General features: G+C 68.8%; 22 protein-coding genes. 5 read left to right on the forward strand and 17 right to left on the reverse strand.

Annotated elements, in window-relative coordinates:
* Positions 1-54: 54 nt before the first annotated feature.
* A complete protein-coding gene (locus C1926_RS12625) occupies positions 55-1,938 on the reverse strand; it encodes an ATP-binding cassette domain-containing protein (RefSeq protein ID WP_108759424.1) in 1,884 nt (627 codons plus the stop codon).
* 177 nt (positions 1,939-2,115) lie between these two features.
* A complete protein-coding gene (locus C1926_RS12630; protein ID WP_108759425.1) occupies positions 2,116-2,994 on the reverse strand; it encodes a LysR family transcriptional regulator in 879 nt (292 codons plus the stop codon).
* Between the two features lie 101 nt (positions 2,995-3,095).
* Between C1926_RS12630 and C1926_RS12635 the strand changes: the two genes are divergently transcribed.
* From C1926_RS12635 to dbpA, 3 genes are all read left to right on the forward strand, one after another.
* Positions 3,096-4,175 (forward strand): YeiH family protein, encoded by a 1,080-nt coding sequence (locus C1926_RS12635; RefSeq protein WP_108759426.1) that lies wholly within the window; start codon positions 3,096-3,098, stop codon positions 4,173-4,175.
* A gap of 62 nt (positions 4,176-4,237) precedes the next feature.
* Complete coding sequence (locus C1926_RS12640; RefSeq protein WP_108759427.1) at positions 4,238-4,510, forward strand: hypothetical protein; 273 nt, start codon at positions 4,238-4,240, stop codon at positions 4,508-4,510.
* Positions 4,511-4,545: 35 nt separating this feature from the next.
* On the forward strand, positions 4,546-5,922 hold the full coding sequence (gene dbpA / locus C1926_RS12645) for an ATP-dependent RNA helicase DbpA (protein ID WP_108759428.1): 1,377 nt from the start codon (positions 4,546-4,548) through the stop codon (positions 5,920-5,922).
* 179 nt (positions 5,923-6,101) lie between these two features.
* Here dbpA and C1926_RS12650 read toward each other — a convergent pair whose 3' ends face one another.
* Entirely contained in the window at positions 6,102-6,641 is a 540-nt protein-coding gene (locus C1926_RS12650) for an adenine phosphoribosyltransferase (protein WP_079221597.1), read from the reverse strand.
* A gap of 297 nt (positions 6,642-6,938) precedes the next feature.
* Here C1926_RS12650 and C1926_RS12655 point away from each other — a divergent pair, with 297 nt between their 5' ends.
* Positions 6,939-9,362: a membrane-bound PQQ-dependent dehydrogenase, glucose/quinate/shikimate family gene (locus tag C1926_RS12655; protein ID WP_108759429.1), complete on the forward strand. Its 2,424-nt coding sequence runs from the start codon at positions 6,939-6,941 to the stop codon at positions 9,360-9,362.
* 101 nt (positions 9,363-9,463) lie between these two features.
* Complete coding sequence (locus C1926_RS12660) at positions 9,464-10,318, forward strand: IclR family transcriptional regulator C-terminal domain-containing protein (RefSeq protein ID WP_079221595.1); 855 nt, start codon at positions 9,464-9,466, stop codon at positions 10,316-10,318.
* Between the two features lie 112 nt (positions 10,319-10,430).
* Here the strand turns inward: C1926_RS12660 and pcaC are convergent, their stop codons facing one another.
* The 14 genes from pcaC to C1926_RS12730 form a co-directional block, all read right to left on the reverse strand.
* Positions 10,431-10,814, reverse strand: coding sequence for a 4-carboxymuconolactone decarboxylase (gene pcaC / locus C1926_RS12665; protein ID WP_108759430.1), 384 nt, complete (start codon positions 10,812-10,814; stop codon positions 10,431-10,433).
* A gap of 22 nt (positions 10,815-10,836) precedes the next feature.
* Positions 10,837-11,622 (reverse strand): 3-oxoadipate enol-lactonase, encoded by a 786-nt coding sequence (pcaD, locus tag C1926_RS12670; RefSeq protein ID WP_108759431.1) that lies wholly within the window; start codon positions 11,620-11,622, stop codon positions 10,837-10,839.
* A gap of 23 nt (positions 11,623-11,645) precedes the next feature.
* Entirely contained in the window at positions 11,646-12,989 is a 1,344-nt protein-coding gene (locus tag C1926_RS12675; protein ID WP_108759432.1) for a 3-carboxy-cis,cis-muconate cycloisomerase, read from the reverse strand.
* A 90-nt stretch (positions 12,990-13,079) separates the two neighbouring features.
* Positions 13,080-13,643, reverse strand: coding sequence for a protocatechuate 3,4-dioxygenase subunit alpha (pcaG, locus tag C1926_RS12680; RefSeq protein ID WP_108759433.1), 564 nt, complete (start codon positions 13,641-13,643; stop codon positions 13,080-13,082).
* Between the two features lie 4 nt (positions 13,644-13,647).
* The gene (gene pcaH / locus C1926_RS12685) at positions 13,648-14,358 is read right to left on the reverse strand and encodes a protocatechuate 3,4-dioxygenase subunit beta (RefSeq protein ID WP_079221590.1); all 711 of its coding nucleotides are present in this window, start codon (positions 14,356-14,358) and stop codon (positions 13,648-13,650) included.
* Between the two features lie 69 nt (positions 14,359-14,427).
* Positions 14,428-15,636: a 3-oxoadipyl-CoA thiolase gene (gene pcaF, locus C1926_RS12690; RefSeq protein WP_108760691.1), complete on the reverse strand. Its 1,209-nt coding sequence runs from the start codon at positions 15,634-15,636 to the stop codon at positions 14,428-14,430.
* Between the two features lie 7 nt (positions 15,637-15,643).
* A complete protein-coding gene (locus tag C1926_RS12695) occupies positions 15,644-16,291 on the reverse strand; it encodes a 3-oxoacid CoA-transferase subunit B (protein WP_079221589.1) in 648 nt (215 codons plus the stop codon).
* Positions 16,288-16,968 carry a 3-oxoacid CoA-transferase subunit A gene (locus tag C1926_RS12700; RefSeq protein ID WP_079221588.1) on the reverse strand — a complete coding sequence of 227 codons (681 nt, stop codon included), beginning with the start codon at positions 16,966-16,968 and terminating at the stop codon, positions 16,288-16,290. Before C1926_RS12700 ends, C1926_RS12695 begins: the two co-directional genes overlap by 4 nt.
* Before the next feature lie 171 nt (positions 16,969-17,139).
* Complete coding sequence (locus C1926_RS12705; protein ID WP_079221587.1) at positions 17,140-18,459, reverse strand: MFS transporter; 1,320 nt, start codon at positions 18,457-18,459, stop codon at positions 17,140-17,142.
* A gap of 53 nt (positions 18,460-18,512) precedes the next feature.
* Positions 18,513-19,364, reverse strand: a complete 852-nt coding sequence (aroD, locus tag C1926_RS12710; protein WP_254057262.1) for a type I 3-dehydroquinate dehydratase — start codon at positions 19,362-19,364, stop codon at positions 18,513-18,515.
* 35 nt (positions 19,365-19,399) lie between these two features.
* Complete coding sequence (locus C1926_RS12715; protein WP_108759435.1) at positions 19,400-20,701, reverse strand: carbohydrate porin; 1,302 nt, start codon at positions 20,699-20,701, stop codon at positions 19,400-19,402.
* Positions 20,702-20,723: 22 nt separating this feature from the next.
* Positions 20,724-22,235 carry a NosD domain-containing protein gene (locus C1926_RS12720; protein WP_108759436.1) on the reverse strand — a complete coding sequence of 504 codons (1,512 nt, stop codon included), beginning with the start codon at positions 22,233-22,235 and terminating at the stop codon, positions 20,724-20,726.
* Between the two features lie 677 nt (positions 22,236-22,912).
* Positions 22,913-24,478 (reverse strand): YdiU family protein, encoded by a 1,566-nt coding sequence (locus C1926_RS12725; protein ID WP_108759437.1) that lies wholly within the window; start codon positions 24,476-24,478, stop codon positions 22,913-22,915.
* Positions 24,479-24,509: 31 nt separating this feature from the next.
* Complete coding sequence (locus C1926_RS12730; protein ID WP_079221582.1) at positions 24,510-25,199, reverse strand: glutathione S-transferase; 690 nt, start codon at positions 25,197-25,199, stop codon at positions 24,510-24,512.
* Between the last annotated feature and the right edge of the window lie 136 nt (positions 25,200-25,335).

A 25,335-nucleotide genomic window follows, 5' to 3' on the forward strand; every position in this document is an offset into this window, starting at 1 on the left:
CGGCGTGGATCTACCGGTAGGTGCGGACCGTTGGTCCGCACCAATCCCGCACGATCAGCCTTCCAGCTCTTCCCAGCGCGCGTACGCCGCATCCAGCTCGGCCTGCACCTTGGCCAGCTGCTGCGTGTGCGCGGTCACTTCGGCACTGCTGCGGGTGTAGAACGACGGGTCGTTCATCGCCGCGGTCAGTCCTTCGACATCGCCTTCCAGCTTCTCGATGGTCTTGGGCAGCTGTTCCAGCTCGCGTGCTTCCTTGTAGGCCAGCTTGCGCTTGGGTGCGGCCGGTGCCGCAGCCGCCGCGGCGGCCGGTGCAGCGGCGGCGGGCTTGGTGGCGGGCGCAGCGGCAGGCGCGGCCACGCTGGCCGCATAGCGCTGCCAGTCGGTGTAGCCGCCCACGTATTCGCCAATCACGCCATCGCCTTCCATCACCAGCGTGGAGGTCACCACGTTGTCGATGAAGTCACGGTCATGGCTGACCAGCAGCAGGGTGCCGGTGTATTCACCCAGCAGCTCTTCCAGCAGCTCCAGGGTTTCCACGTCCAGGTCGTTGGTCGGTTCGTCCATCACCAGCAGGTTGGACGGCTGTGCGAACAGCTTGGCCAGCAGCAGGCGGTTGCGTTCACCACCGGACAGGCGGGTGATCGGCGCGCGCGCACGCTCGGGGGTGAACATGAAGTCCTGCAGGTAGGCATGCACGTGCTTGCGCTTGCCGTTGAACTCGAGGAAATCGCGGCCTTCGGCCACGTTCTCGATCGCGCTCCAATCCTCGCGCAGCACCGCACGGTACTGGTCGAAATAGGCGATCTGCAGGTTGGTACCCGCATTGACTTCGCCCTTGGCCGGCTGCAGTTCGCCCAGCAGCAGCTTCAGCAGCGTGGTCTTGCCGCTGCCGTTGGGGCCGATCAGGCCGATGCGGTCGCCACGCAGGATGGTGGTGGTGAAGTCGCGGACCATGGTGCGCTCGCCGAAGGCGAACGAAACATCCTTGACGTCGATGACCTTCTTGCCGGAGCTGACGCCCTGCGCCGCTTCCATCTTGACGTTGCCGCTGAGATCACGGCGTTCGGAGCGCTCGTTGCGCATCGCCTTCAGGCGGCGCACGCGGCCTTCGTCGCGGGTGCGGCGTGCCTTGATGCCCTGGCGGATCCAGACTTCTTCCTGCGCCAGCAGCTTGTCGAAGCGGGCGTTTTCCTGCGCCTGCGCATTGAGGCGTTCCTCGCGGCGGCGCTCGTAGTTGGCCCAGTCGCCCGGCCAGCTGGTGACCTGGCCGCGGTCGATCTCGACAATGCGGGTGGCCAGAGCGCGCAGGAAGCGGCGGTCATGGGTGACGAACACCACGCTGCCGCTCCAGCCCTTCAGGAACGCTTCGAGCCAGTCGATGGCTTCGATGTCGAGGTGGTTGGTCGGTTCGTCCAGCAGCAGCACATCGGGGCTGGACACCAGCGCGCGGGCCAGCAGCACGCGGCGCTTCATGCCGCCGGACAGGCGGCCGAACTCGGCCTCGCCATCCAGGTCGAGCTTGGTGAGGGTTTCGCTGACGCGCTGGTCCAGGCCCCAGCCGTTGGCGGCGTCGATCTTGGCCTGCACGTTGCCCAGGGCTTCGCCATCGAAGACCTCGGCATGGCTGAGGTGGTGGAACTCGGCCAGCCACTGGCCCAGTTCGCCCAGGCCATCGGCCACGACGTCGAACACCGAGCCGGCAGCGCCATGCGGCACTTCCTGCTCCAGGCGGGTCACGCGGACGCCCTGCTGCACGCGTACTTCGCCGTCATCGGGCTTGTGGTCGCCGGACAGCAGCTTGAGCAGGGTGGATTTGCCGGCGCCGTTGCGGCCGATCAGGGCGATGCGTTCGCCCGGCTCGATCGACAGTTCGGCCTTTTCCAGCAACAACGGGCCGCCGACGCTGAAGTCGACGTTCTGTAGGGTAATCAGAGGCATCCGGCCATTGTACCGGTTGCCGGGCGTCAGTCGGAATCTCGGCAGTAGAGTCGACCGTTGGTCGACTGTTCTTCGATCTGGGGGCGGGCCCGCGCTGCGCGATAGTCGACCAACGGTCGACTCTACCAAGGCACATGGTCGACCCACGGTCGACTCTACCAAGGCACATGGTCGACCCTACCCCTGCGCCTCCCCCAGCAACGCCTGCAGGCCCGGCAGCCATTGCTTGCCGGGATGGCGTACCAGCCACAGCGTACGTTGCAGGGGGGGCAGCGGGGTCTCCAGCACGCGCAGTCGGCCCAGGGACAGCGGCTCTTCCAGCGTGTGACGCGAGAGGCAGGCCACGCCGAGGCCGGCGATGGCGGCCTGCTTGATGGCTTCGGTATTGCCCAGCTGCAGGGTCTGGGCGAAGCCGTGCAGGTGTGGCAGCAACGCCTGTTCCACCGCTTCACGGGTGCCGGAACCCGGCTCGCGCAGCAGCCAGCGGGCGCCGCGCAGTTCGTCCAGCGACCAGCGCGCGGGCGCGTCGGCGGCAGCCACGATCACCAGCGGATCCTGCTGCCACGGGGTCACCTGCAGGCCACGCTCGTGGCACGGGCCCTCGATCAGGCCGGCGTCCACGTCCAGCCGCTGCACGGCGGCGACCACGCCCGCGCTGTTGTCGATGCGAAGGTCGACCTCGGCCTGGGGGGCCTGCCGCAACAGCGCGGCAATGCGCGGCGGCAGCAGGTAATTGCCGATGGTGGTACTGGCGGCCAGTACCAGCCGCAGCGGCGCGCCCTGGCCGGGATCGCCGCCGGCAGCGAGCTGGCGCTCCAGATCGGCGGCGTTGACCAGCAGCGCACGGGCCGGTTCCAGCAGGGCGCGGCCATGGCCGTTCAGGGCCAGGCGGCGACCAATGCGGTCGAACAGCGGCGTGCCGAAATGGGCCTCCAGTTCCTGCAGGGCGGCGCTGCTGGCGGACTGTGAAAGCGCGATTGCCTGGCCGGCGGCGGTGGTGCTGCCATGGTCGGCAATGGCCACGAAGACCTGCAGCTGGCGCAGCGTCAAGCGCATGGCGGTTACCTGCTAGATAGGTAGGTTTCAAGCATATTATTCGTTTTACGGGTCAATCGGGCGCGCGCAGTCTGTACGCATCTCCTCAGCCCGTGTCCCGCATGAACGCCTCCACCCTCTCCCCCTGGTCCCTGCCCGCCCTGCGCCAGCGCTGGCAGCCGCGCCTGCCCGGCCTGCTGCTGGTGGGCCTGGTGGCGGCGGCATCGCTGTCTCTGGCCGAGCTGCCCTGGCTGCAGGCCCATGGCCTGAGTGCACTGACCGTGGCCATCGTCGCCGGCATCGTGGTCGGCAATACGTTCTACCCGCGGCTGGCGCCGGGCAGCGCAGCCGGCGTCGGCTTTTCCAAGCACTGGCTGCTGCGCGCCGGCATCGTGCTGTATGGCCTGCGCCTGACCTTCCAGGACATCGGCCATGTAGGCGTGGCCGGCGTGGCGATGGATGCACTGGTGGTGGCCAGCACCTTCGGGCTTGCGTGCTGGCTGGGCGTGCGTGTTTTCAGGATGGACCGCGAGGCGGCGATGCTGATCGGCGCCGGCAGCGCCATCTGCGGCGCGGCGGCGGTGATGGCCGCCGAGCCGGTGGTGCGCGGGCGGGCGGCGCAGGTCACCGTGGCGGTCTCGACGGTCGTGGTGTTCGGCACGCTGGCGATGTTCCTGTGCCCGGCGCTGTATGCACTGGTGCAGTCGCATGGCTGGCTGGCCATGGACGCGCGCCAGTACGGGCTGTTCACCGGTGCGACCGTGCACGAGGTGGCGCAGGTGGTGGCCGCCGGCCGCGCGGTGAGCGAGTCGGCCGCCGATACCGCGGTCATCACCAAGATGGTGCGGGTGATGCTGCTGGCGCCGTTCCTGGTGGTGCTGTCGCTGTGGCTGGCACGCGGCGGCAAGGCGGCGGTCGATGGCAGCACGCCGCGCATCGTGGTGCCGTGGTTCGCGTTCGGGTTCGTGGCGGTGGCCGGCTTCAATTCGCTGCATCTGCTGCCGGCGGGCGTGCAGGCCGGGCTGGTGCAGCTGGACACCGTGCTGCTGGCGATGGCGATGGCCGCGCTGGGCCTGACCACGCATGTGTCGGCGCTGCGCCAGGCCGGGCTGAAGCCGCTGCTGCTGGCATCGATCCTGTTCGCGTGGCTGCTGCTGGGTGGGCTGGCCATCCACCAGGGTGTGCTGGCGGTATTGGGCTGAGCGCCGGGGCGATGCCATCCACGCATGGCGTGGCTCTGCGGGCGTGAGCTTAGACTTGGGGCATGACCGCCTCGCCCGCCCTGCTGCCGATTCCCCTGCGACTGCTCGATGACCGCTACGGGCCGGGCAATGTCGACGAGGCGGAGGACACGCTGATCGGGATCGTGCAGGCCGTGATGGGCGTGCGGGCGACCTGCTCGTTCGACTTCGACACACGGCACGCCAACCCGTGGTTCCACCAGCTGCTGCTGGGGCCGCAGGCCGATGGACGTCCGGCGACGCCAGCGCAGCTGCAGGCGATGGCCGTGCGGTTGGCAGCCATCGGGCTGGGCTGAGGCGGGACCGGCCCCGCGCACAGGTACAATGTGCCATGACTGACTTTTCGACCCTGCCGCTGAGCCCGGCCCTGCAGCCCGGCCTGGACGCCCTCGGCTATACCACTCTCACGCCGATCCAGGCGCAGAGCCTGCCGGCGATCCTGGATCGCCGCGATGTGATTGCACAGGCGCCGACCGGCAGCGGCAAGACCGCCGCCTTCGGCCTTGGCCTGCTGCAGGCCATCGACCCCAGCCTGATCCGCGTGCAGGCGCTGGTGCTGTGCCCCACCCGCGAACTGGCTGACCAGGTTGCCAAGCAGATCCGCAAGCTGGCCACCGGCATCCCCAACCTGAAGCTGCTGCTGCTGGTCGGTGGCGTGCCGCTGGGCCCGCAGCTGGCCTCGCTGGAAGGCCATGATCCGCACGTGGTGGTCGGCACCCCCGGCCGCGTGCAGGAGCTGGCCCGCAAGCGCGCCCTGAACCTGGGCGCGGTGCGCACCCTGGTGCTGGACGAAGCCGACCGCATGCTGGACATGGGCTTTGAAGAGCCGATCCGCGAGATCGCCGGCCGCACCCACAAGGACCGACAGAGCCTGCTGTTCTCGGCCACCTTCCCCGACAGCATCCGCGTGATCGCCCGCGACCTGCTGCGCGATGCGGTGGAAGTGACCGTGGAAGGCGCCGACCAGGCTCCAGCCATCCGCCATCTGTTCTGCGAAGTTGAACCGGCGCACCGGCAGAAGGCGCTGGCCGGCCTGCTGCTGAAGTACACGCCGGAATCGGCGGTGGTGTTCTGCAACACCCGCAAGGACGTGGACGAGGTCGCCAACTCGCTGCAGCAGTTCGGCTTCTCGGCGCTGGCCCTGCATGGCGACATGGAACAGCGTGACCGCGAGGAAGTGCTGCTCCGCCTGGCCAACCGCAGCTGCAACGTGCTGGTGGCCAGCGACGTCGCCGCGCGCGGCCTGGACGTGGAAGAGCTGGCCGCGGTGATCAACTACGAGCTGCCCACCGACGTGGAAAGCTACCAGCACCGCGTGGGCCGTACCGGCCGCGCCGGTGCCAGCGGCCTGGCGATCAGCCTGGTGGCCGGCCGCGAAAAGACCCGTGCCGAGGCCGTCGAAGCGCACCTGGGCCAGCCGCTGGACTGGCAGAAGACGCCGCTGGCGACTTCGCGCCCGGCCGAGCTGCCGCAGGCGGCGATGCGCACCCTGCGCATCGATGGCGGCAAGACCGACAAGCTGCGCGCAGGTGACATCCTCGGCGCGCTCACCGGTGACGCCGGCCTGTCGGGCAAGCACATCGGCAAGATCGCGATTTTCCCGACCCGCTCCTACGTGGCCATCGCCCGTGAGCAGGTCAACAAGGCGGTCGCGAAGCTGGAAGCCGGCAAGATCAAGGGCCGTCGCTTCCGCGTGCGGATGATGTGATCTGGTAGCGGCCAGCCTTGGTTGGCCCCTCTGGCAGTGCCAACCAAGGTTGGCAACTACCGGATTGCGGTGATTCGCTGCCGCGCTTCGCTCTGGTAGTGGCCAACCTTGGTTGGCCCCTCGGGCAATGCCAACCAAGGTTGGCAACTACCGTAGTGCGGTGATTCGATCCGTCCTGCTCAGAACACCAGTTCGGTGTGCAGCGGCAGGCCGGCTTCCCAGCGGGCGCGGCCACCCAGGCCGTCCAGCTCGACCAGCACGCCGGCACCCACCACTTCAACGCCCAAGCGGCGTACCAGCGACAGCGCGGCGCCCAGGGTGCCGCCGGTGGCCAGCACGTCATCGATGATGGCCACGCGCGCGCCGGCCGGCAGTGCGTCTGCATGCACTTCGATGCAGTCGCTGCGGTATTCCAGCGTGTATTCCTCGCGCAGCACCTTGCCCGGCAGCTTGCCCGGCTTGCGCACCGGCACGAAGCCCACGCCCAGTTCCAGCGCCATGGCGGCGCCCAGGATGAACCCGCGCGATTCGATGCCGACGATGGCATCCAGCTGCTGCCCGCGCCAACGGTCGGCCATGGCCGAAATCGCGCCGCGGAAGTCTTCGCCGTGGGCCAGCAGCGGCATGATGTCCTTGAACAGGATGCCGGGCTTCGGGAAATCGGCGATATCGCGCAGGCGCGAAGCCCAGGCGGGGACGGCCACGGTGGCGTCGGTCATTGCAGCTACCAGCTTGTATGGCGGCATAGGGTAACCGGTTCGCCCCTGCCCTGCCCGTTCCCGGCACCACCGCGCCGCTGCGTTCCACCCGTGGCGGTCTGGTATCACGCCAAAATCGCACACACGTGCGATAATCGCCCTAACCGGTCATTCACCCAGCCTGCGTCATAAGCAGGCAGACGCCTGCCCGCCGCCATGGCCCGCAGCCGCCCGGGATGCCGACGGCCCCCGCCACGCCTGGCGCGCGCGGGGCTTTCCCGCCTCCGCGCGGGTTTTTCGCAATGAGGTTCATGCAACGTGGACGAGACGACGAAAGTTCCGGCCCTGTGCCGTGTGCTGGTGGTCCTGCTCGGCATCCTGGTGACCCTGTTCGGCCTGGCTCTGCTGGTCGGTGGTGTTCGCCTGGTAATGCTGGGGGGCAGTTGGTATTTCCTGCTGATGGGTGCGGTGTCGGCCGTGGCTGGCGTGCTGCTGGCGATGCGCCGGCCGAACGGCGCGCTGCTGTACGGCCTGGCCTTCGTGGCCACACTGGCCTGGGCGCTGGTGGATGCGGGCTGGGAGTTCTGGCCGCTGGTCTCGCGCCTGGTGATGCCGGCCGTGCTGGCCCTGCTGGTTGCCCTGGCCTGGCCGGTGCTGCGCCGCAGCCGCGGCCAGGCTGCCGGTCGCGGCGCCTATGGCGTGGCTGCAGTGCTGCTGGTTGGCCTGCTGGGCACGGCCTTTTCCGCCTTCCAGCCGCGCCCGGTACAGACCGCGCAGGGCACCACGCCGCCGGTGGTGCCGGTGGCCAAGAGCGCTGAACAGCGCGACTGGATGCACTGGGGCAACACCACCGCCGGCACCCGCTTCGCCGCGCTGGACCAGATCACCCCGGCCAACGTGAAGGAACTGCAGGTTGCCTGGACCGCGCACACCGGCGACGTGCCGGAAAGCAACGGCTTCGGTGCCGAGGACCAGAACACCCCGCTGCAGATCGGCGACACCCTGTACCTGTGCACGCCGCACAACCAGGTGATCGCCATCGATGCCGACTCCGGCAAGCAGCGCTGGGCCTTCGACCCCAAGGCGACCGCACCGAACTGGCAGCGCTGCCGCGGCCTCGGCTATTTCGATGCAGCGACCGCACCCGCGGCGGCGACTGCAGCGGCCCCGGCGCCCGCGCCGATGCCGGCCACCGAAACCGCCAGCGCCGGCCCGGCCCTGTGCGAAAAGCGCATCCTGATGACCTCGATCGATGCGCGCCTGTTCGCGCTGGATGCGAAGACCGGCGCGCTGTGCCCGGACTTCGGCAGCAACGGCGTGGTCGACCTGAAGACCGGCATGGGCGAGATCAAGCCCGGCTTCTATACGCTCACCGCCGCGCCGCTGGTGGCGGGCGAGCTGATCGTGGTTGGCGGCCGCGTGGCCGACAACATCGAAGTGGGTGAACCGTCCGGCGTGGTGCGTGCCTACAACGTGCGTACCGGTGCGCTGGCCTGGGTCTGGGATCTGTCCAAGGAAACCCCGGACGTGCCGCTGGATCCGTCGATCCATTACACCCGTGCCACCCCGAACGTGTGGACCTCGATGGCCTACGACCCGCAGCTGGGCCTGGTCTACCTGCCCACCGGCAACACCACGCCGGACCAGTGGGCCGGCGAGCGTACCCCGCAGGATGACAAGTACAGCTCGGCCGTGGTCGCGCTGGACGTGGCCACCGGCAAGGAGCGCTGGGTCTACCAGACCGTGCACCACGATCTGTGGGACTACGACCTGCCGGCGCAGCCGACCCTGACCGACGTGCCCGACGGCAAGGGCGGCACGCTGCCGGCCCTGCTGCAGATCACCAAGGCCGGGCAGATCTTCATGCTCAACCGCCAGACCGGCGTGCCGATCAGCGAGGTGCGCAACATCCCCGCGCCGCAGGGCAATGCACAGGGCGAGCGCTACGCCGCGACCCAGCCGCTGTCGGTGGGCCTGCCGCAGATCGGTGCGCAGACGCTGACCGAATCGGACATGTGGGGCGCCACCCCGATCGACCAGATGCTGTGCCGCATCCAGTTCAAGCAGTTCCGCTACGACGGCATGTACACGCCGCCGGGCGAAGACCTCGCGCTGCAGTGGCCGGGTTCGCTGGGCGGCATGAACTGGGGCAGCGCCTCGATCGACCCGACCACCGGCTATCTGTTCGTCAACGATATGCGCCTGGGCCTGTGGACCAAGCTCATCCCGCGCGCGCAGATGACCAGCGGCGACGGTGGCGTGGAAATGGGTGCGGCTTCGCAGACCGGCACGCCGTACGGCTCGCTGCGCGACCGCTTCCTGTCCAAGCTGGGCATCCCCTGCCAGAAGCCGCCGTTCGGCACGATGTCGGCGATCAACCTGGCCACCCGCCAGCTGGTCTGGCAGGTGCCGGTGGGCACGGTGAAGGACACCGGGCCGATGGGCATCAAGATGGGCCTGCCGATTCCGATCGGCATGCCGACGCTGGGTGGTTCGCTGGCTACGCAGTCGGGCCTGCTGTTCTTCGCCGGTACGCAGGATTACTACCTGCGCGCCTATGACAGCCGCACCGGCGAGGAAGTGTGGAAGGCACGCATGCCGGTCGGCAGCCAGGGCACGCCGATGACCTACGTTTCGCCGAAGACCGGCCGCCAGTACGTGGTGATTTCCGCCGGTGGCGCACGCCAGTCGCCGGACCGTGGCGACTACGTGATCGCCTACGCGCTGCCCGAGCGCAAGTGAGCTGTGCCATGCGGTGCAGCCTGCCAGGCTGCGCCGCGTGGGTACCGGATACCGTTTCCAGCGCTTACCATGCAAGGTCGAACCTGATGAAAGCTGCTGCCATGCCTGCCGTTCCTCCCAGCCGTCGTCCCAAGCGCCCGCCTGCGCCACCCCAGGACCGCGGCCTGGCCCATGAGCTGATGCAGCAGATCCAGGACAACCAGGGCGATCCGGATTTCATGACCTCGCTCGGCCGCGGCCTGGCCGTGCTGAGCGTGTTCTCGCAGCACCCGCGCGAAGTGACGATGTCGCAGATCAGCACCGATACCGGCATCTCGCGCGCAGCCGTGCGCCGGGTGCTGTACACGCTGGAAAAGCTGGGCTACGTGGGCGAACAGGGCCGCGGCTTCGTGCTGCTGCCGCGCGTGCTGGGCATGGGCGGCGCCTACGTCGCCTCGTCGTCGATGACCGCGGCCGCACAGCCGGTGCTGGATGCCCTGCGCGATGACGTGCACGAATCCTGCTCGCTGGGCGTGCTCGATGGCGATGACATCCTGTACGTAGCACGCGCGGAAACCGTTCGCATCATGTCGATCGGCCTGCGTGCGGGCAGCCGCCTGCCGGCCTACTGCACGTCGATGGGCCGCGTGCTGCTGGCCGCCCTGCCGCGCGACACGCTGGAAGGCTACCTGGAACGCAACCCGCTGCGGCCGCGCACCGACCGCACCGTCACCCGCATGGATGACTTCCTCGACCTGCTGGAAAAGGTGCGCCGCGAAGGCGTCTCGCTGGTCGACCAGGAGCTGGAGATCGGCCTGCGCTCGATCGCCGTGCCGGTGCGTTCGCGCAGCGGCGATGTGGTGGCCGCGCTGAACATCGGCACCCAGGCGGGCCGCATCGGCCTGGGCGTGATGCAGACCCAGCTGCTGCCGCGCCTGCGCGAAGCGGCACAGCGTTTGGGTACGTTGTTGAATTGAGCTGATCGCCGGGGTCGGATCCCTTTGCAACGCAAAGGGCTCTGACCCCGCTGGGCGACGCTGCGACCTGGGGTCAGAGCCCTTTCCTTTGGAAAGGGATCCGACCCCGATGTCAGCCGGCGGCCTGCTCTTCCAGGATCGGCTTGGCCAGCGCGAACGCGTGGTTGGCCGCCGGCACGCCACAATAGATCGCGGCCTGCAGCAGCACCTCCTTGATCTCCTCCGGCGTTACGCCGTTGTTGCGGGCGGCACGGATGTGCAGCTTGAACTCTTCATCGTGGCCCAGCGCCACCATCATCACGATGGTCAGCAGCGAGCGCGTATGCCGCGGCAGTCCCTCGCGCGTCCACACCGTGCCCCACGCCGTGCGGGTGATGAAATCCTGGAATTCAGTCGTGAACTCGGTGCGCGCCTGCAGCGAGCGGTCAACGTGCGCCTCGCCCAGCACCTGGCGGCGCACCGCAAGGCCGGCTTCGTAGCGTTCCTGTTCGTCCATCGTCATAACCCTGTTGAGTGATTCAGTGCTGCGCGGAAAGATGCGCGGCCAGTGCGGCAGTGAACGCCTGCGGCGATTCCAGATTGCAGATGTGGCGGCCGGGAACCGCGGCAAAGTGGCCATGGGCCACGCCCTCGGCGATGGCCTGCAGCTCGGCCGGCACGCAGACCGGATCGTCGTCACCGGCAATGGCCAGCAGCGGCACGCCGATGCGGCCCAGCACATCACGGAAATCGGCCATGCCCACGGCGTTGCAGCAGCCTGCATAGCCGGCCACGCTGGTGGCGAGGAAGCGCTGCAGGATGTCCTCCACCTGGCTCGCGTGGGTCTGTGCGAAGGCGGCGGTGAACCAGCGCTCGCGGGTGCCGTCCACCAACGGCAGCAGGCCATCGTGCTGGACCTGGGCGATGCGCGCCTGCCAACCGTCCAGCGTACCGATCTTGGCTGCGGTGGCAGCCACGGTGAGCGTGCGCAGGCGGTTGCCCGCATGCACGCCCAGCCACTGCCCGGTCAGGCCACCGATCGACAACCCGCAGAAATGGCTGCGCTCGATGCCAAGGTGATCCCACAACGCCAGCACGTCGGCGCCCAGTTCGGCCACGGTGTACAGCCCCGGCGGCACACTGGACTGGCCATGGCCGCGGCGGTCATAGCGCAGGATGCGGTACTGCGAGGCCAGTACATCCACCTGCGGCTGCCACATGCCCAGGTCGGTACCCAGCGAATTGCAGAAGGTCAGCCACGGCCCATCGGCGCGGCCCTCGGTCTGGTAATGCAGGCGATGCTGCGGAAGGTCGAGGAAGGGCATGCGTGCTCCAGCGAATGTGGGGATCAGCCGCGCGCGAGCACGCGGTCGATCCAGGTATCGGCCATGCCGCGCCAGCTGTCGGCGGCGAACAGGGCATCGAGTTGTGCGGTGGAAAGCTGCGCGGCGACGTCCGGCGTCTGCCCCAGCACCTCGCGCAGATGCAGCGACTGCGCCAGCGCCTGCTTGGCGGCGCGTTCCACCAGGGCGTGCGCGGCCGGCTTGCCGATGCGCTCGCCCAGGGTGACTGCGACGGCTTCGGCATAGAGCAGGCCACCATGGCTGTCCAGGTGCTGGCGCATGCGTTCGCGGTCCAGCTGCAGACCCTGCACCACCACGCTCACCTGGGCCAGGCTGCCGGCGCACAGGCGCACGATCTCCGGCACGGTGTCCCACTCGGCGTGCCATTGCCCGGCCGCGCGCTCGTGCGGCTGCGGCAGGGCGCTGAACAACGTGGACAGCAGGCCCGGCACGCGCGTTGCGGCGGCAATGGCCGCCACGCAGCCAACGGGGTTGCGCTTGTGCGGCATCGCCGAAGAACCACCCTTGCCCTCGCCCGCCGGCTCGAAGGCTTCAGCAACTTCCGACTGCATCAGCAGCACGATGTCGGTGGCGATCTTGCCGAGGCTGCCGGTCAGCAGCGCGAACACGCTGCCGAACTCGGCGATGCGGTCACGCGCGGTGTGCCAGGGCAGCGCCGGCAGCGGCAACTGCAGCTCGTCGGCGAGAGCTTCGGCCACCTCCAGCCCTCGTGCCTGCAGCGAGGCCAGCGTACCGGCGGCACCGCCGAACTGCAGCACCAGGGTGTCGTCGGCCAGCGCTTCAAGTCGCCGCTGGCTGCGCTGCAGGGCATCCAGCCAACCGGCCGCCTTCAACCCGAAGGTCACCGGCACCGCCTGCTGCAGCAGCGTGCGCCCCGGCAGGCCGGTGCCGCGCTCGGCCTCGGCCAGCCGCGCCAGCGCCGTGCACAGCACCTGCAGGCGCGCCCGCACGTGGCTGACCGCCGCGCGCAGCTGCAGCACTGCGCCGGTATCGATGATGTCCTGGCTGGTGGCGCCCCAGTGCACCCAGCGCGCGGCGTCGGCATCGTTCGCCTTGACCTGCGCGGTAAGCGCCTTGACCAGCGGAATGGCCGGGTTGCCGGCGAGTGCCGTAGCGGCCGACAGCGCGGGTACTGCGTACAGGTCGGCGCTGCAGGCCGCTTCGATCGGCGCCAGCACAGCGGCGGGGATCACCCCGCACTGCACCTGCGCGCGCGCCAGGGCGCGTTCGACATCCAGCATCGCCTGCAGGCGTGCTTCATCACTGAACACGGCGTCGACGGCGGGGTCGCCGAACAGACCGCCCAGCAGCGTTGGGGAGTGGCTCATTGGTGCAGTCCATCCTGGGTGGCCACAGCTTACCCGCGCGCGCCGCACGCGGGCGTGGAGTGGCCGGAAGGCGCGTCGGGCGCGCCGGCGTCAGTAGGCGAAGAACACCGTTTCATCCGGGCCCTGCATGCGCACGTCCCAGCGGTACAGGCCCTTGCCCTGCGCCTGCGCGACCAGGGTGTGGCGGCGTTCGGCCGGCACCAGCACGAGGATGCCGTCCTCGCCATTGCTGGCCTCGTCACTGAAGTAGATGCGGCCACGGGTGGCCTGCAGCAGGCCGCGCATGAACACCAGCACCATCAGGTGCGGTGCCTGCGGCTCGCCACGCAGGCCCGGCACGCGGCCCGGCTTGACGGTGGTGAAGGCGAAGCGGCCCTGGTCATCGGTGGGCACGCGGCCCCAGCCGTCGAAGGCCGGGTCGTGATTGCCGCGACGCGGGTCTTCGCCATGGGCGTAGATGCCCTGCGCGTCGGCCTGCCAGATTTCCAGCACGGCATCGGACACCGGTACGCCGTTGCCATCGAACACCTGGCCCTGCACCTCCACGCGTTCACCCTGCGCGGTGGCCGGGGCGATTTCGGTGCGGTACAGCGGTTCCAGGCCCAGGCGGTAGTACGGGCCTACGGTCTGCCACGGAGTGGATTGGAAACTCATGGTCTTACTCCCAGACGGTCATCTTGCGACCGCGCAGCACGATGTCGAAGCGGTAGCCGAGCGCGAACTCGTTGGCGGTGTTTTCCCAGTCGAACGAGGACACCATGCGCTCGCGCGCCTTGGCGTCATCCACGCAGTTGTAGATGGGATCGAACGCCAGCAGCGGGTCGTTGGGGAAATACATCTGCGTGACCAGGCGCTGGCCGATGCCATCGCCATGCAGCGAGAAATGGATGTGCGCCGGGCGCCAGGCGTTGTAGTGGTTGCGCCACGGGTACGCGCCGGGCTTGATGGTGGTGAACCGGTAGCGGCCTTCGCTGTCGGTCAGCACCTGGCCGGTGCCCTTGAAGTTGGGGTCCAGCGGTGCGTCGTGCTGGTCGCCCTTGTGCAGGTAGCGGCCGGCGGCATTGCACTGCCAGACCTCGACCACGGTGTTGCGCACCGGGCGGCCGTTCTCGTCCAGCACGCGGCCGCTGACGATGATGCGCTCGCCCTGCGGCTGGCCGGGGAAGCCGGCCGTCAGGTCGGCGGCATGCTCACCCAGGGTGATGCGGTTGATGCTCGGGCCGGTCACTTCCGAGAGCGTCACCGGGATGGCGATCGGGTCGGTACCCGGGCCACGCAGCGCGGTGGAGGCATACGGCAGGTGGATGCGCGGCGGCTGGCTGCCGGGGTACGGCTTGCGGTAGCCGCGCAGTTCGGTGGGATCGCTCATGGCGTACTCCTGTTGGCGAGCGGCCCAGGGGCCGCGGCTGTCTTGCAGATCATGGATCCGGTGGAAGGCTTACACGCGTTCGATGGCCAGCGCCACGCCCTGCCCCACGCCGATGCACATCGTGGCCAGGCCACGGCGGCCACCGCTGGCTTCCAGCTGGCGCAGCAGGGTCAGCGCCAGCCGCGCACCGCTCATGCCCAGCGGGTGGCCCAGGGCGATGGCACCGCCGTTGGGGTTCACGTGCGCGGCGTCGTCGGCCAGGCCGAGCTGGCGCATGCAGGCCAGGCCCTGCGAGGCGAAGGCTTCGTTCAGTTCGATGGCATCGAAATCGGTGATCGACAGGCCCAGCCGTGCCATCAGCTTCTGGCTGGCCGGCACCGGGCCCATGCCCATGATGGCCGGCTCCACGCCGGCGCTGGCAAAACCAAGAATGCGCGCGCGCGGGGTCAGGCCCAGCGCCTTCACCTGCGCGCCCGACGCGAGCAGCAGCGCGGCGGCGCCATCGTTGATGCCCGAGGCATTGCCGGCGGTGACCGTGCCCGGCTGGCGGAACAGCGGCTTCAGCTTGGCCAGGGCCTCGGCGGTGGTGTCGCCGCGCGGGTGTTCATCGCGGTCGACGGTCACGGTCTCGCCACGCTTGCGGCCCGGCACGTCCACCGCGACGATTTCGCCGTCGAAGAAGCCACGCGCCTGCGCAGCAGCCGTGCGCTGCTGGCTGCGCAGGGCGAACGCATCCTGGTCCTCGCGGCTGATGCCGTAGCGCTCGGCCACGTTCTCGGCGGTCTGGCCCATGGTTTCCACGCCGTGCAGTTCACGCAGGCGCGGGTTGATGAAGCGCCAGCCCATGGTGGTGTCTTCGATCTGCTGGTCGCGGGCAAACGCCGAAGTCGCCTTGCCCATCACGAACGGCGCGCGCGACATCGATTCGACGCCGCCGGCGATGGCCAGGCCCAGCTCGCCCGCCGCAATGCCGCGGGCCACGGTGCCGATCGCATCCAGGCCCGAACCACACAGGCGGTTGATCGTGCTGCCCGGCACCGTCACCGGCAGGCCGGCCAGCAGCAGGCTCATGCGGGCAACGTTGCGGTTGTCTTCGCCGGCCTGGTTGGCGCAGCCGAGGTAGACATCCTCGATCAGTGCCGGGTCCAGCTGCGGGTGGCGCGCCAGCAGTGCCTTCAGCGGGATCGCGCCGAGGTCATCGGCGCGCACGCCGGACAGCGCGCCGCCGTAGCGGCCGATCGGGGTGCGGATGCCATCGACGATGTAGGTCTCGTGCAAGCTCATCTCAGGCTCCCTCGGCCAGTGCCAGCGGCAGGCCGGTCAGTTCACGCAGTTGTTCGATGTCCATGCCCTCGACCATTTCCAGCACGGTCGCACCGTCGGCGCCGAGGTCGAACACCGCCACATCGGTATAAACGCGCGACACGCAGCGCAGGCCGGTGAGCGGGTAGCTGCACTCGGCCACCAGCTTGCTTTCGCCCTTCTTGGTGAACAGGTCCATCATCACGAAGACCTGCTTGGCACCGATGGCCAGGTCCATCGCACCGCCCACTGCGGGGATCGCGTCGGCAGCGCCCGTGCTCCAGTTCGCCAGATCGCCGTGTGCCGACACCTGGAACGCTCCGAGCACGCAGATGTCCAGGTGGCCGCCACGCATCATCGCGAACGAATCGGCATGGTGGAAATAGCAGCCACCGGTCAGCAGCGTGACCGGCTGCTTGCCGGCGTTGATCAGGTCCGGATCTTCCTGGCCAGGGGCCGGCGCCGGGCCCATGCCCAGCAGGCCGTTTTCCGACTGCAGGAAGATCTCCTTGTCGGCCGGCAGGAAGTTGGCCACCGTGGTCGGCAGGCCGATGCCCAGGTTGACGTAGGCCCCTTCGGGAATATCGCGCGCCACGCGCGCGGCCATCTGTTCGCGGCTGAGCTTGTTCATGCCTGCACTCCTTCTGCGGCCACCGGCACTACGCGCTGTACGAAGATGCCGGGCGTCACCACGGCCTCCGGGTCCAGTTCGCCCAGCGCCACCACCTCACGCACCTGCACGATGGCGCAGCGTGCGGCCATGGCCATCAGCGGGCCGAAGTTGCGCGCGGTCTTGCGATACACCAGGTTGCCCCAGCGGTCGCCGCGGTCGGCCTTGATCAGCGCGAAATCGGCATGCAACGGGTATTCGAGCACGTAGTGGCGGCCATCGATCTCGCGCGTTTCCTTGCCCTGGGCCAGCTCGGTGCCGTAGCCGGTCGGGGTGAAGATCGCGCCCAGGCCGGAGCCGGCCGCGTGGATGCGCGCGGCCAGGTTGCCCTGCGGCACCAGCTCCAGTTCGATCTCGCCAGCGCGGTAAGCAGCGTCGAAGTGCTGCGAATCGGCCTGGCGCGGGAACGAGCAGACGATGCGGCGCACGCGCTTGTGCTTGATCAGCGCAGCCAGGCCGGTATCGCCGTTGCCGGCGTTGTTGTTGATGATGGTCAGTTCGCGCGCGCCCTGTGCGATGAGCGCGTCGATCAGCTCGTCAGGCATGCCGGCGGTACCAAAGCCGCCGATCATCACGGTGGCGCCATCATGGATATCGGCCACCGCTGCTTCCACGCTGGCCACGGTCTTGTCGATCACTGCATTGCTCCTTGCCCTGCCTGCCGGCGGTCACCGCCGCCACGCTGCAGGGCCACTGCGAAGGGAAAACGCGACCCGGACATGGTCGCCACGGCGCCCCGTCCGGTCAATGCGATATTCGGCCAGTTGATTCGATAATCGCACATTGAGTAATAGGCTCTGGACATCGGTTCAACGCCGGTTCTGGCCCACGCCGACGCGCAGGCCCAGGCATGCCCAGGCCGCCAGCAGCAGTGGCAGCGCGCACAGCACGTACAGCGCCGAGGGCTGCCAGTGGCCGTCCACCAGCACACCCACGGTGAGCGGCGAGAGAATCGCGCCGACGCGGCCGATGCCGATGGCCCAGCCCAGGCCGGTCGTACGCACTTCGGCGGCGAACACCACCGGCGCAGCCGCATACAGGCCAGCCATCGCCGCGAACAAGGCCGCGCCGATCACGAATGCCAACGGGAACGCCACGCCCAGCTGCGTATTGAAGGCGGCAAAGCCCAGCATCGAGACCATCGCCAGCAGCAGCGCACCGGCGGTCAGTTTCGACAGCGACCAGCGCGAGGCCAGCCAGCCGAACAGGCTGCCGCCGACGATGCCGCCCAGGTTCAGCAGCACGCCACCGGTGATGCCCTGCTGCGCCGAGACACCGGCCGAGACCAGCAGCTTCGGCGTCCAGCTCAGCACGAAGTAGAAGGCGAACATGTGCAGGAAGAAGGCCAGCGCGATCAGCAGCGCGACGCGGCGCAGGTCGCCCACGAACAGCGCCGCATAGCCCTGGCGCTGACCATCACGCACCGGCGCCGGCGGCAGTGCCTGCAGTTCCGGCATGCGCATGCGCGACAGCAGTGCGTTCAGCCGCGGCAGCGCGTTGGCCGGGCGACGCGCGACCAGGAAATCCAGCGATTCCGGCAGGCACTTCAGCACCAGCGGAATGCACAGCAGCGAGGCACCCGCACCGATCAGGAACACGCTGTGCCAGGACCAGTGCTCCAGCATCCACGCCGCCAGCAGGCCGCCGGCAGTGGCGCCGATGGGATAGCCGGTGGCCTGCAGCGCGACCGCCGTGCTGCGCCACTTGGCGTTGGCGTACTCGGCGGTGATCACGCCGACACCGGCCAGCATGCCGCCGATGCCGATGCCCGTATACACGCGCAGCGCGCCCAGCTGCCAGGCGTTGGCCGCCAGCGCCGACAGCGCCATGCCGCTGGTCAGGATCAGCAGGCAGCAGACGATCATCGGCCGCCGGCCCCAGCGATCCGCCAATGGCGCCAGCAGGAACGAACCCAGCGCCATGCCGACCAGGCCGGCACTGAGCATCAGCCCCAGCACCTTGCCCGACAGTTCCCAGTCCGCCGATACGTGCGGTGCGGTGAAGGCCATGACCATCACATCGAAGCCATCGAGCATGTTCAACAGCACGCAGATGGCGATGGCGGTCCACTGGAAGGGGCTCATCCGTTCCAGGACAAGCGAGGGTGCGGCGGCGGAGGCGTGGCTCATGGTGCGGTTTCCTGCAACAGCGTGATGCGATGGAACGTCCGGCGGGGAAGGTCTCAGCGACCGGCCTGGCTGGATGCGTGGATGACCTGCAGGACGTCCTGCAGGCGATCGACCTCGACCTGGCCCGGCGCCGACGGGGTGCCGATCATGCCGAAGGTCAGGGCCTGGCCGAAGGTTTCGCCCGCGAGCCGGGACACCACGCCGGTGCCCCCCATCGACATCGTCAGCAGCGGCTTGTCGCTCTGCTGGCGCACCTGCCAGGTGGCATCGAGCAGGGCCAGCACATCACCGGCATCGCGCGGCATCACGGCGATCTTCAGCACGTCCGCGCCCAGTTCCTGCTGCTTCAGCAGGCGCGCGACGATCTCTTCGCGCGGCGGCGTGGCATGGAAGTCATGGTTGGACATCACCACCTTCACCCCGGCCTTGTGCGCCTGCGCTACCAGCGCCTGCACCACCTTCGGGTCGCGGAACATCTCCACGTCGATCAGCTGGGCGACACCGCCGCGCAGCAGCGTGGCGTAGAGCGCGCCGTAGTCGGCATCGCTGATCGGCTTGGCGCCGCCTTCGGCCTTGGTGCGGAAGGTGACGATGACCGGCTTGCCGCCCAGCGTCGCCTGGATGCGCTTGCCCAGCGCGACCAGCGCCTTGCCGTCGGTGGCGATGTCCAGGTAGTCGATGCGCCACTCGGCGATGTCGGTGGCCTTGCTGGCCGCGATGGCGGCGGCCTGCTGCAGGGCAACGTCAGCCGTGGCACCGGTGATCGGCACGATGGTGCGGGGGCTGCCCTCGCCGATGCGCAGCTGGCCAACCTGCAGCACCGCCGGCGGCGGTGCGGCCAGGGCCAGCAGGGGGGAGGCGCCGAGCGCACCGGCGAGGACAACGGACGCGAACGGGAATTTCATGGCAGTCACCAGAGCGTGGAGGGAGCGCGCGGCCATCAGAAGGTCACCTTGGCCTGGACACCGACGGCCCAGGCGTTGTCGGTACCGCTGTAATTGAAGGTGCCGGGGTTGATGATGTACTGCACGTCCGGGCGGATCATCAGCCACGGGTTCACCTGGAAGCTGTAGGACAGTTCGAACAGCTCCTCGGCCTGGCTGAGGTTGTACAGCGGCGAATCGGTGGGCACGCCACCGCTCATCAGCGTGGCCCGGCGCGCATCGACCAGGCGGTCGTTGATGTCGGCGCCCACGTAGCCCAGCGCGATGCTGTCCTGCGCGCGCGAGCCGATGCCCTGGTAGACGCCGCCCAGCGCATACCAGCGCTTGATCTGCGCGGTATCGGTGTCGGACACCATGTACTGCGCGAACGCGGTCAGGCCGCGGCTCGGGTCGGCCGACTCCTGGGTCAGGCGCTGCTCGGCCAGCACGTAGGCGCCGTGGCGGCCGGTGGTCGGCGAGGTATCCAAGCCGCGCTTGTTCACGCGCGAGGTGTCGTAGTAACCGCCGAACTTGTAGACGCCAGCGTAGCGGCTGCCCTTGGCCGGGGTCCAGGTCACTTCCACCGGGAACAGCGAACCGGTGGTGCCCGAGACGAACGGCCGGAACGCATTGCGCTCGATGTTGCCGCCGAGGTTCGGATTGACCTGGAACCAGCCGGTGCGCACGTTCACCGCCGGGCTGATCTGCTGCGCGAACTCGCCGCCCCAGCGTGCCATCGGGTAGTTGTACCAGCCGCTGTTGCCGGACATCGCCAGCGGGTGCGCGCAGAAGGCCGCGTTGACGAAGTGGGTCAGCAGGCTGTGCAGGCCGAACTGGTTGCCCATCGCGTAGTAGCCCAGCTTGTAGTACGACTGGCCCGCGTTGAAGGTCTGGTCGTAGCTCAGTTCGGTCAGCCGCGTGTACTGCCCGCCGTACGCTTCCTGGATCGGGAAGCGGTTGCCGACGAAGTCCACCGAGGTGCTGCGGCCGCGACGGTCGTTGAGGGTGAAGTGGAACGCACCGCCGTCCCAGCCAGCCAGCTTGCCCATGTCCAGGTCCATGCCCACGCGCACCTGCTGCGCGTAGCGCGCACCGGTTTCACCGTAGCCACCGTCCACCACGCCCATCGCTTCGCCCACGTAGTCACCGCGGAATGCGATGCCGCGCTCGTACAGGTCGGTGCGGGTACCGCCCCAGTCGCCGGTGAGGGTCTTGCCGTCGTAGCGGTTGCTGGACTGGGCGCTGGCCAGGGCCGGCAGCAGCGCAGTGGCAAGGATGCCCAGGGACAGGCCCAGTGAAGGGGATTTCGCAGGATTCATGGTCGCGGTCTCGTGGAGGTGATCAGCGCAGCGACAGCGGCGCGCTCAGGGGGGAGGTGGCGCCCTGCGCCGAGGTGACGGTGGCGGTCAGGCTGCCGGCAGCGGCAGCATCTGCCCCGGCACCGAGCGCGAAGGTGAAGCTGCCCTGCCCCTGCGCATCGGTGCGGGCCTCAACGCTGCCCAGCACCAGCTCGGCCTCGCTGCCGCTGGCTGCACGGTTGCCGAACACTTCCACCTGGTAGCGGCTGTCGGGCACGCCCTGGAAACGGCCGGTCAGCTGGCGCTGCGCGCCCTTGCCCTGCACGGCGGTCAGCTGCGGCGCTGCCTGGCCCAGGTTCGGCAGCGGCTGGCAGTCGGCCTGGCCGGCAGCGGTGCAGATGCGTGCACGCTTGGATGGATCGTTGTCGACGCCACGGCCACGCGAGCCGACGAAGCTGGCGTGTTCCAAGCCCGGCACGCCGAACACGATGGCGCCGCGCGGCTGGCCCTTCACGCAGGCGCCGCCGGCTTCACAGCGCTCGATCGGCAGGCCGTTGCCGAAGATGCGGTTGGCAGTGAAGCGGTTCGGCGCACTGACCGGCTGCGGGCGCACGCCGATGCCGATGCCATTGCCGGTGATGGTGTTGCCATCGACCACGTTGCCGCTGCCGGTGATGCTCAGGCCCAGCGAATTGCCGGTGAAGGTGTTGGCCGCGATGTAGTTGCGGTTGCCCCAGTTGATCTGCAGGCCATCGGAGTAATCGACGAAGCGGTTGTGGACCACGCTGTTGTCGTTGCCCCACAGGATCTCGATGCCCTGCGAAGGTTCCGGGTTGGCCTGGGTGGACTGGAACAGGTTGTCGGCCACCAGGTTCCAGGCCGCGCCGCGGGTCAGCTCCAGGCCGTCGCCGTTGTCGAGGAACGCATTGCGCACGATGCGGTTGTGCACGGTGGTGGTGGCGGTGGACTGGCCCTTGCCGTCGTCGCCGGTGAGCATGATGCCGGCGCCGCCCTTGTTGGCGACGATGCGGTTGTCATGGATCTCGTTGTGGCTGGCGCGGTTGACCAGCACGCCGATGCAGAAGTTGCGGATCTCCAGGCCGGCCAGTTCCACGCCCTGGGTATCGCGCAGGACCAGGCCCGGCAGCGTGGTGGTGCGCACGTTGGTGCCGGACTGGCCTGGCTCGGCGCCCGGGCAGGCATCGGTACCGGTGCCGGTGACGTAGGCCGAACCATCGATGGCGACGTACTGGCCATCGCGCGCCCACGGCGTGCCGATGATCTGCACCGGGCCCTTGATTTCCGGCAGCGGCGCGGCCGGCTTGATCACGTAGGGCGCGGCGCCGACGGCGTCGATCTCGATGCGATAGCGGCCCGGCGCAGCGTTGGCGGTGGTGATGGCCCAGCGCAGCGAGCCGGCATTGGCGTCGTCGGCATAGCGGTCCACGCGCAGGACCTGCAGGTCTTCGCGCGGCGGTTCGGCCTGGTAGGCCAGCGCCAGCGACGGCAGCACGGCAAGCAGGGACACGGAAACAACGGACAGACGACGGCGCATGCGATCACTCCGCACAGATGAAGGGAAATCCGGCGGTCTTCCCCTGCACCTGGCTTCAGCACCGGACCGGCTGCTGCCCTCGCCCCGCCAGGGGTGGATCGCTTGGACTGCTGTGAAACTGTGGGAGTGAAATTAGGTTTATCGCACTGCACCATTCAAGTGCGGTAATCGACTACGCGTGCGAATATCGCACTGAATGGGTAATACCATCGTTGTAGGGGGCTGTTGGCAGGGCTGCCGCCCTGCACCTGCTTCGAGCCAAGGCAACGTCAACGTCAACGTCAAAGGCCACATTCCGTGGGATGGCGGGTTCCGTGTGCTGTTGGTGGGTGCCGACCGTTGGTCGGCACATCTGTCAGATATCGGATGAATTCATCCACGCATGGCGTGGATCTACTGGCAACGCCGGGATATCCAACCCCGTGCCGACCAACGGTCGGCACCCACCAAGAGCAGCTGGCACCAACAGCAGCAAGTTCCAACAGACCGCAGAAAACTGTCGAAGGCGGGGTGGGTCCGGTTGAGGGGGCGTGAGCCGCATGGATGCGGCGACCGAGCTTACATGGACGTACTTGCAGCGTCCCCCTCAACCGGACCCCCCCCGCCATCCCACGGATAGCACGCTTTTGCTGTTGCTTCGGCAGGTGCAGGGCTGCAAGCCCTGCAGAAAAAACCCCCTACGAACTGCAGGACAGCATCGAGCAGCCCGCGCGGTCATCCGCCCACGCCGGCCGCTTGCCGGCATAGTGCTCCAGCCCCGGGCGTTCCGTGTACGGGTCGCGCAGCACGTCCTGCAGCGCGTGCACGCCTTCCAGGTCGCCCTGCTCCGCCCGGTCGATCGCTTCCTGCGCCAACCAGTTGCGCAGCACGTACAGCGGATTGGCCGCCGCCATCTTTGCCAGGCGCGCATCGGCCGCCAGCGGATCGACACGCAGCCGCGCGGCGTAGTCCTGCAACCACTGCTGCAGCGGCACCTGCACCGCCTGCCGGCGAGCTTCGTCGTAGTACACCGCTTCGAGCAAACCTGCATCCGGCGCCGCCGCGTCCACGCGCATCAACGCGCGCCAGGCCAACGTCATGTCCATGCCGCCGTCCTGCAGCAATTGCTGCCAGCGCAGGTAAAGCTGCAGGTCTTCGTCATCGGCGGCGGCCAGGCCCAGCTTGGCGGCGGCATCGCGGCGCGTGCAGGCGACGAAGGTGGATTGGAACGCAGCCAGACCGGCCTGCAGCGGCTGCACGTCGGCGAACAGCGGCGACAGTGCCTGCGCAAGCCGGTTGAGGTTCCAGTACGCCACCTGCGGCTGGGTACCGAAGCGGTAGCGGCGGCCTTGGGCGTCGGTGGTGTTGGGCGTCCACTCCGGGTCGTAATCCTCCACCCAGCCGTACGGGCCGTAGTCGATGGTCAGGCCCAGCACGGACAGGTTGTCGGTGTTCATCACTCCGTGCACGAAACCGACGCGCATCCAGTGCGCCATCAGCTCGGCGGTGCGCACGGCGATCTGCGCGAACCAGTCGCCGTACAACGCCTCGCCCTCGCCCTGCAGCTCGGGGAAGTCGCGGGCGATGCAGGCCTCGGCCAGCTGCTTCAGCAGCGCGGTCTCGCCGCGGGATGCCGGCAGTTCGAAGGTGCCGAAGCGGATGAACGACGGCGCGACACGGCAGACGATGGCGCCCGGCTCGGCGCGCGGGTGGCCGTCGTAGAACATGTCGCGCACCACGTCTTCGCCCGTGCCGACCAGCGACAAGGCGCGCGTGGTCGGCACGCCCAGGTGATGCATCGCTTCGCTGCACAGGAACTCGCGGATGGACGAACGCAGCACGGCACGGCCATCGGCGCCGCGCGAGTACGGGGTCGGCCCGGCGCCCTTCAGCTGCAGCTCCCAGTGCCGGCCATCGGCCGCCACCAGTTCACCCAGCGAAATCGCCCGGCCATCGCCCAGCTGGCCCGCCCAATGGCCGAACTGGTGGCCACCGTAGTTGGCTGCCCATGGCTGCATGCCTGCGTACAGCGCGTTGCCGCCAAATACCTGGGCAAAGTCGTCGCCTTCCACGTCTGCTGCTTCCAGGCCCAGCAGCGCGGCCACGTCCGGCGACCAGGCCAGCAACGTGGGGGCGGCCACGGGGGTCGGCATCACCGGTGACCATGCGGCGCCGCGCACTTCGCGGCGGCGCGGGCCGCTCTCGGGGTCGCCCGGCAGGGCGCTCAGCAGGCGGTTGTCGAAACGGGGGGCGCTGGTATCCATCCCTGCAGGATGGGGGCGGCAGGGCCGCTCCTCAATCGCCGCGCAGGGCCTGCAGGGCGCCGCCGTGCGCCTCGGCACGCCGGTAGGCCGGGCGCTCGCCGATGCGTGCAAGGAAGCTGCGCAGGGCCGGCTTGTCGTCCAGGCCACCCCCACGGGCTGCAGCCGCCTGGATCGGGAAACTCATCTGGATGTCGGCGGCGGTGAAACGGTCACCGGCGAACCAGGGGCTTTCGGCCAGCCGTCGCTCCATCCAGTCCAGGTGCAGGCGACGTTGCGGGCCAATGAAACTGCGCTCGGCCTTGTCGGCAATGCCGCGGGCAATCGGCCGGGCGAAGAACGGCATCGGTGCGCTGCGGATGCGGCCGATCACCAGGGTCAGCAGCAGCGGCGGCATCGCCGAACCTTCGGCGTAATGCAGCCAGTAGCGGTAGTCGATGCGCTCGGCACCGTCGGCCGGTACCGGCGACGGCGAGAACTGGCGCCCGGTGTCGTAGCGGTCGACGAGGTAGTCGAGGATCGCCCCGGACTCGGCCAGCACCAGATCGCCATCCTGCAGCACCGGCGATTTGCCGAGCGGGTGGACCTGGCGCAGCTCCGGCGGCGCCAGCAGCGTCTTCGGATCGCGCGGGTAGCGCCGCAGCTCGTAGTCCAGCCCCAGCTCCTCCAGCATCCACAGCACGCGCAGCGAACGGGAGTTTTCCAGGTGGTGGACGATGCGCATGGGCGGGCTCTTGGAATGCATGGCCCATTGTAGAGTCGAGCCATGCTCGACTGCCTTCACGCCGCAGTCGAGCATGCCGCAGTCGAGCATGGCTCGACTCTACAGAGGGCATAAAAAAACGCCGGAAGCTTTCGCT

Source organism: Stenotrophomonas sp. ZAC14A_NAIMI4_1, from assembly GCF_003086915.1.
Lineage (GTDB): Bacteria > Pseudomonadota > Gammaproteobacteria > Xanthomonadales > Xanthomonadaceae > Stenotrophomonas.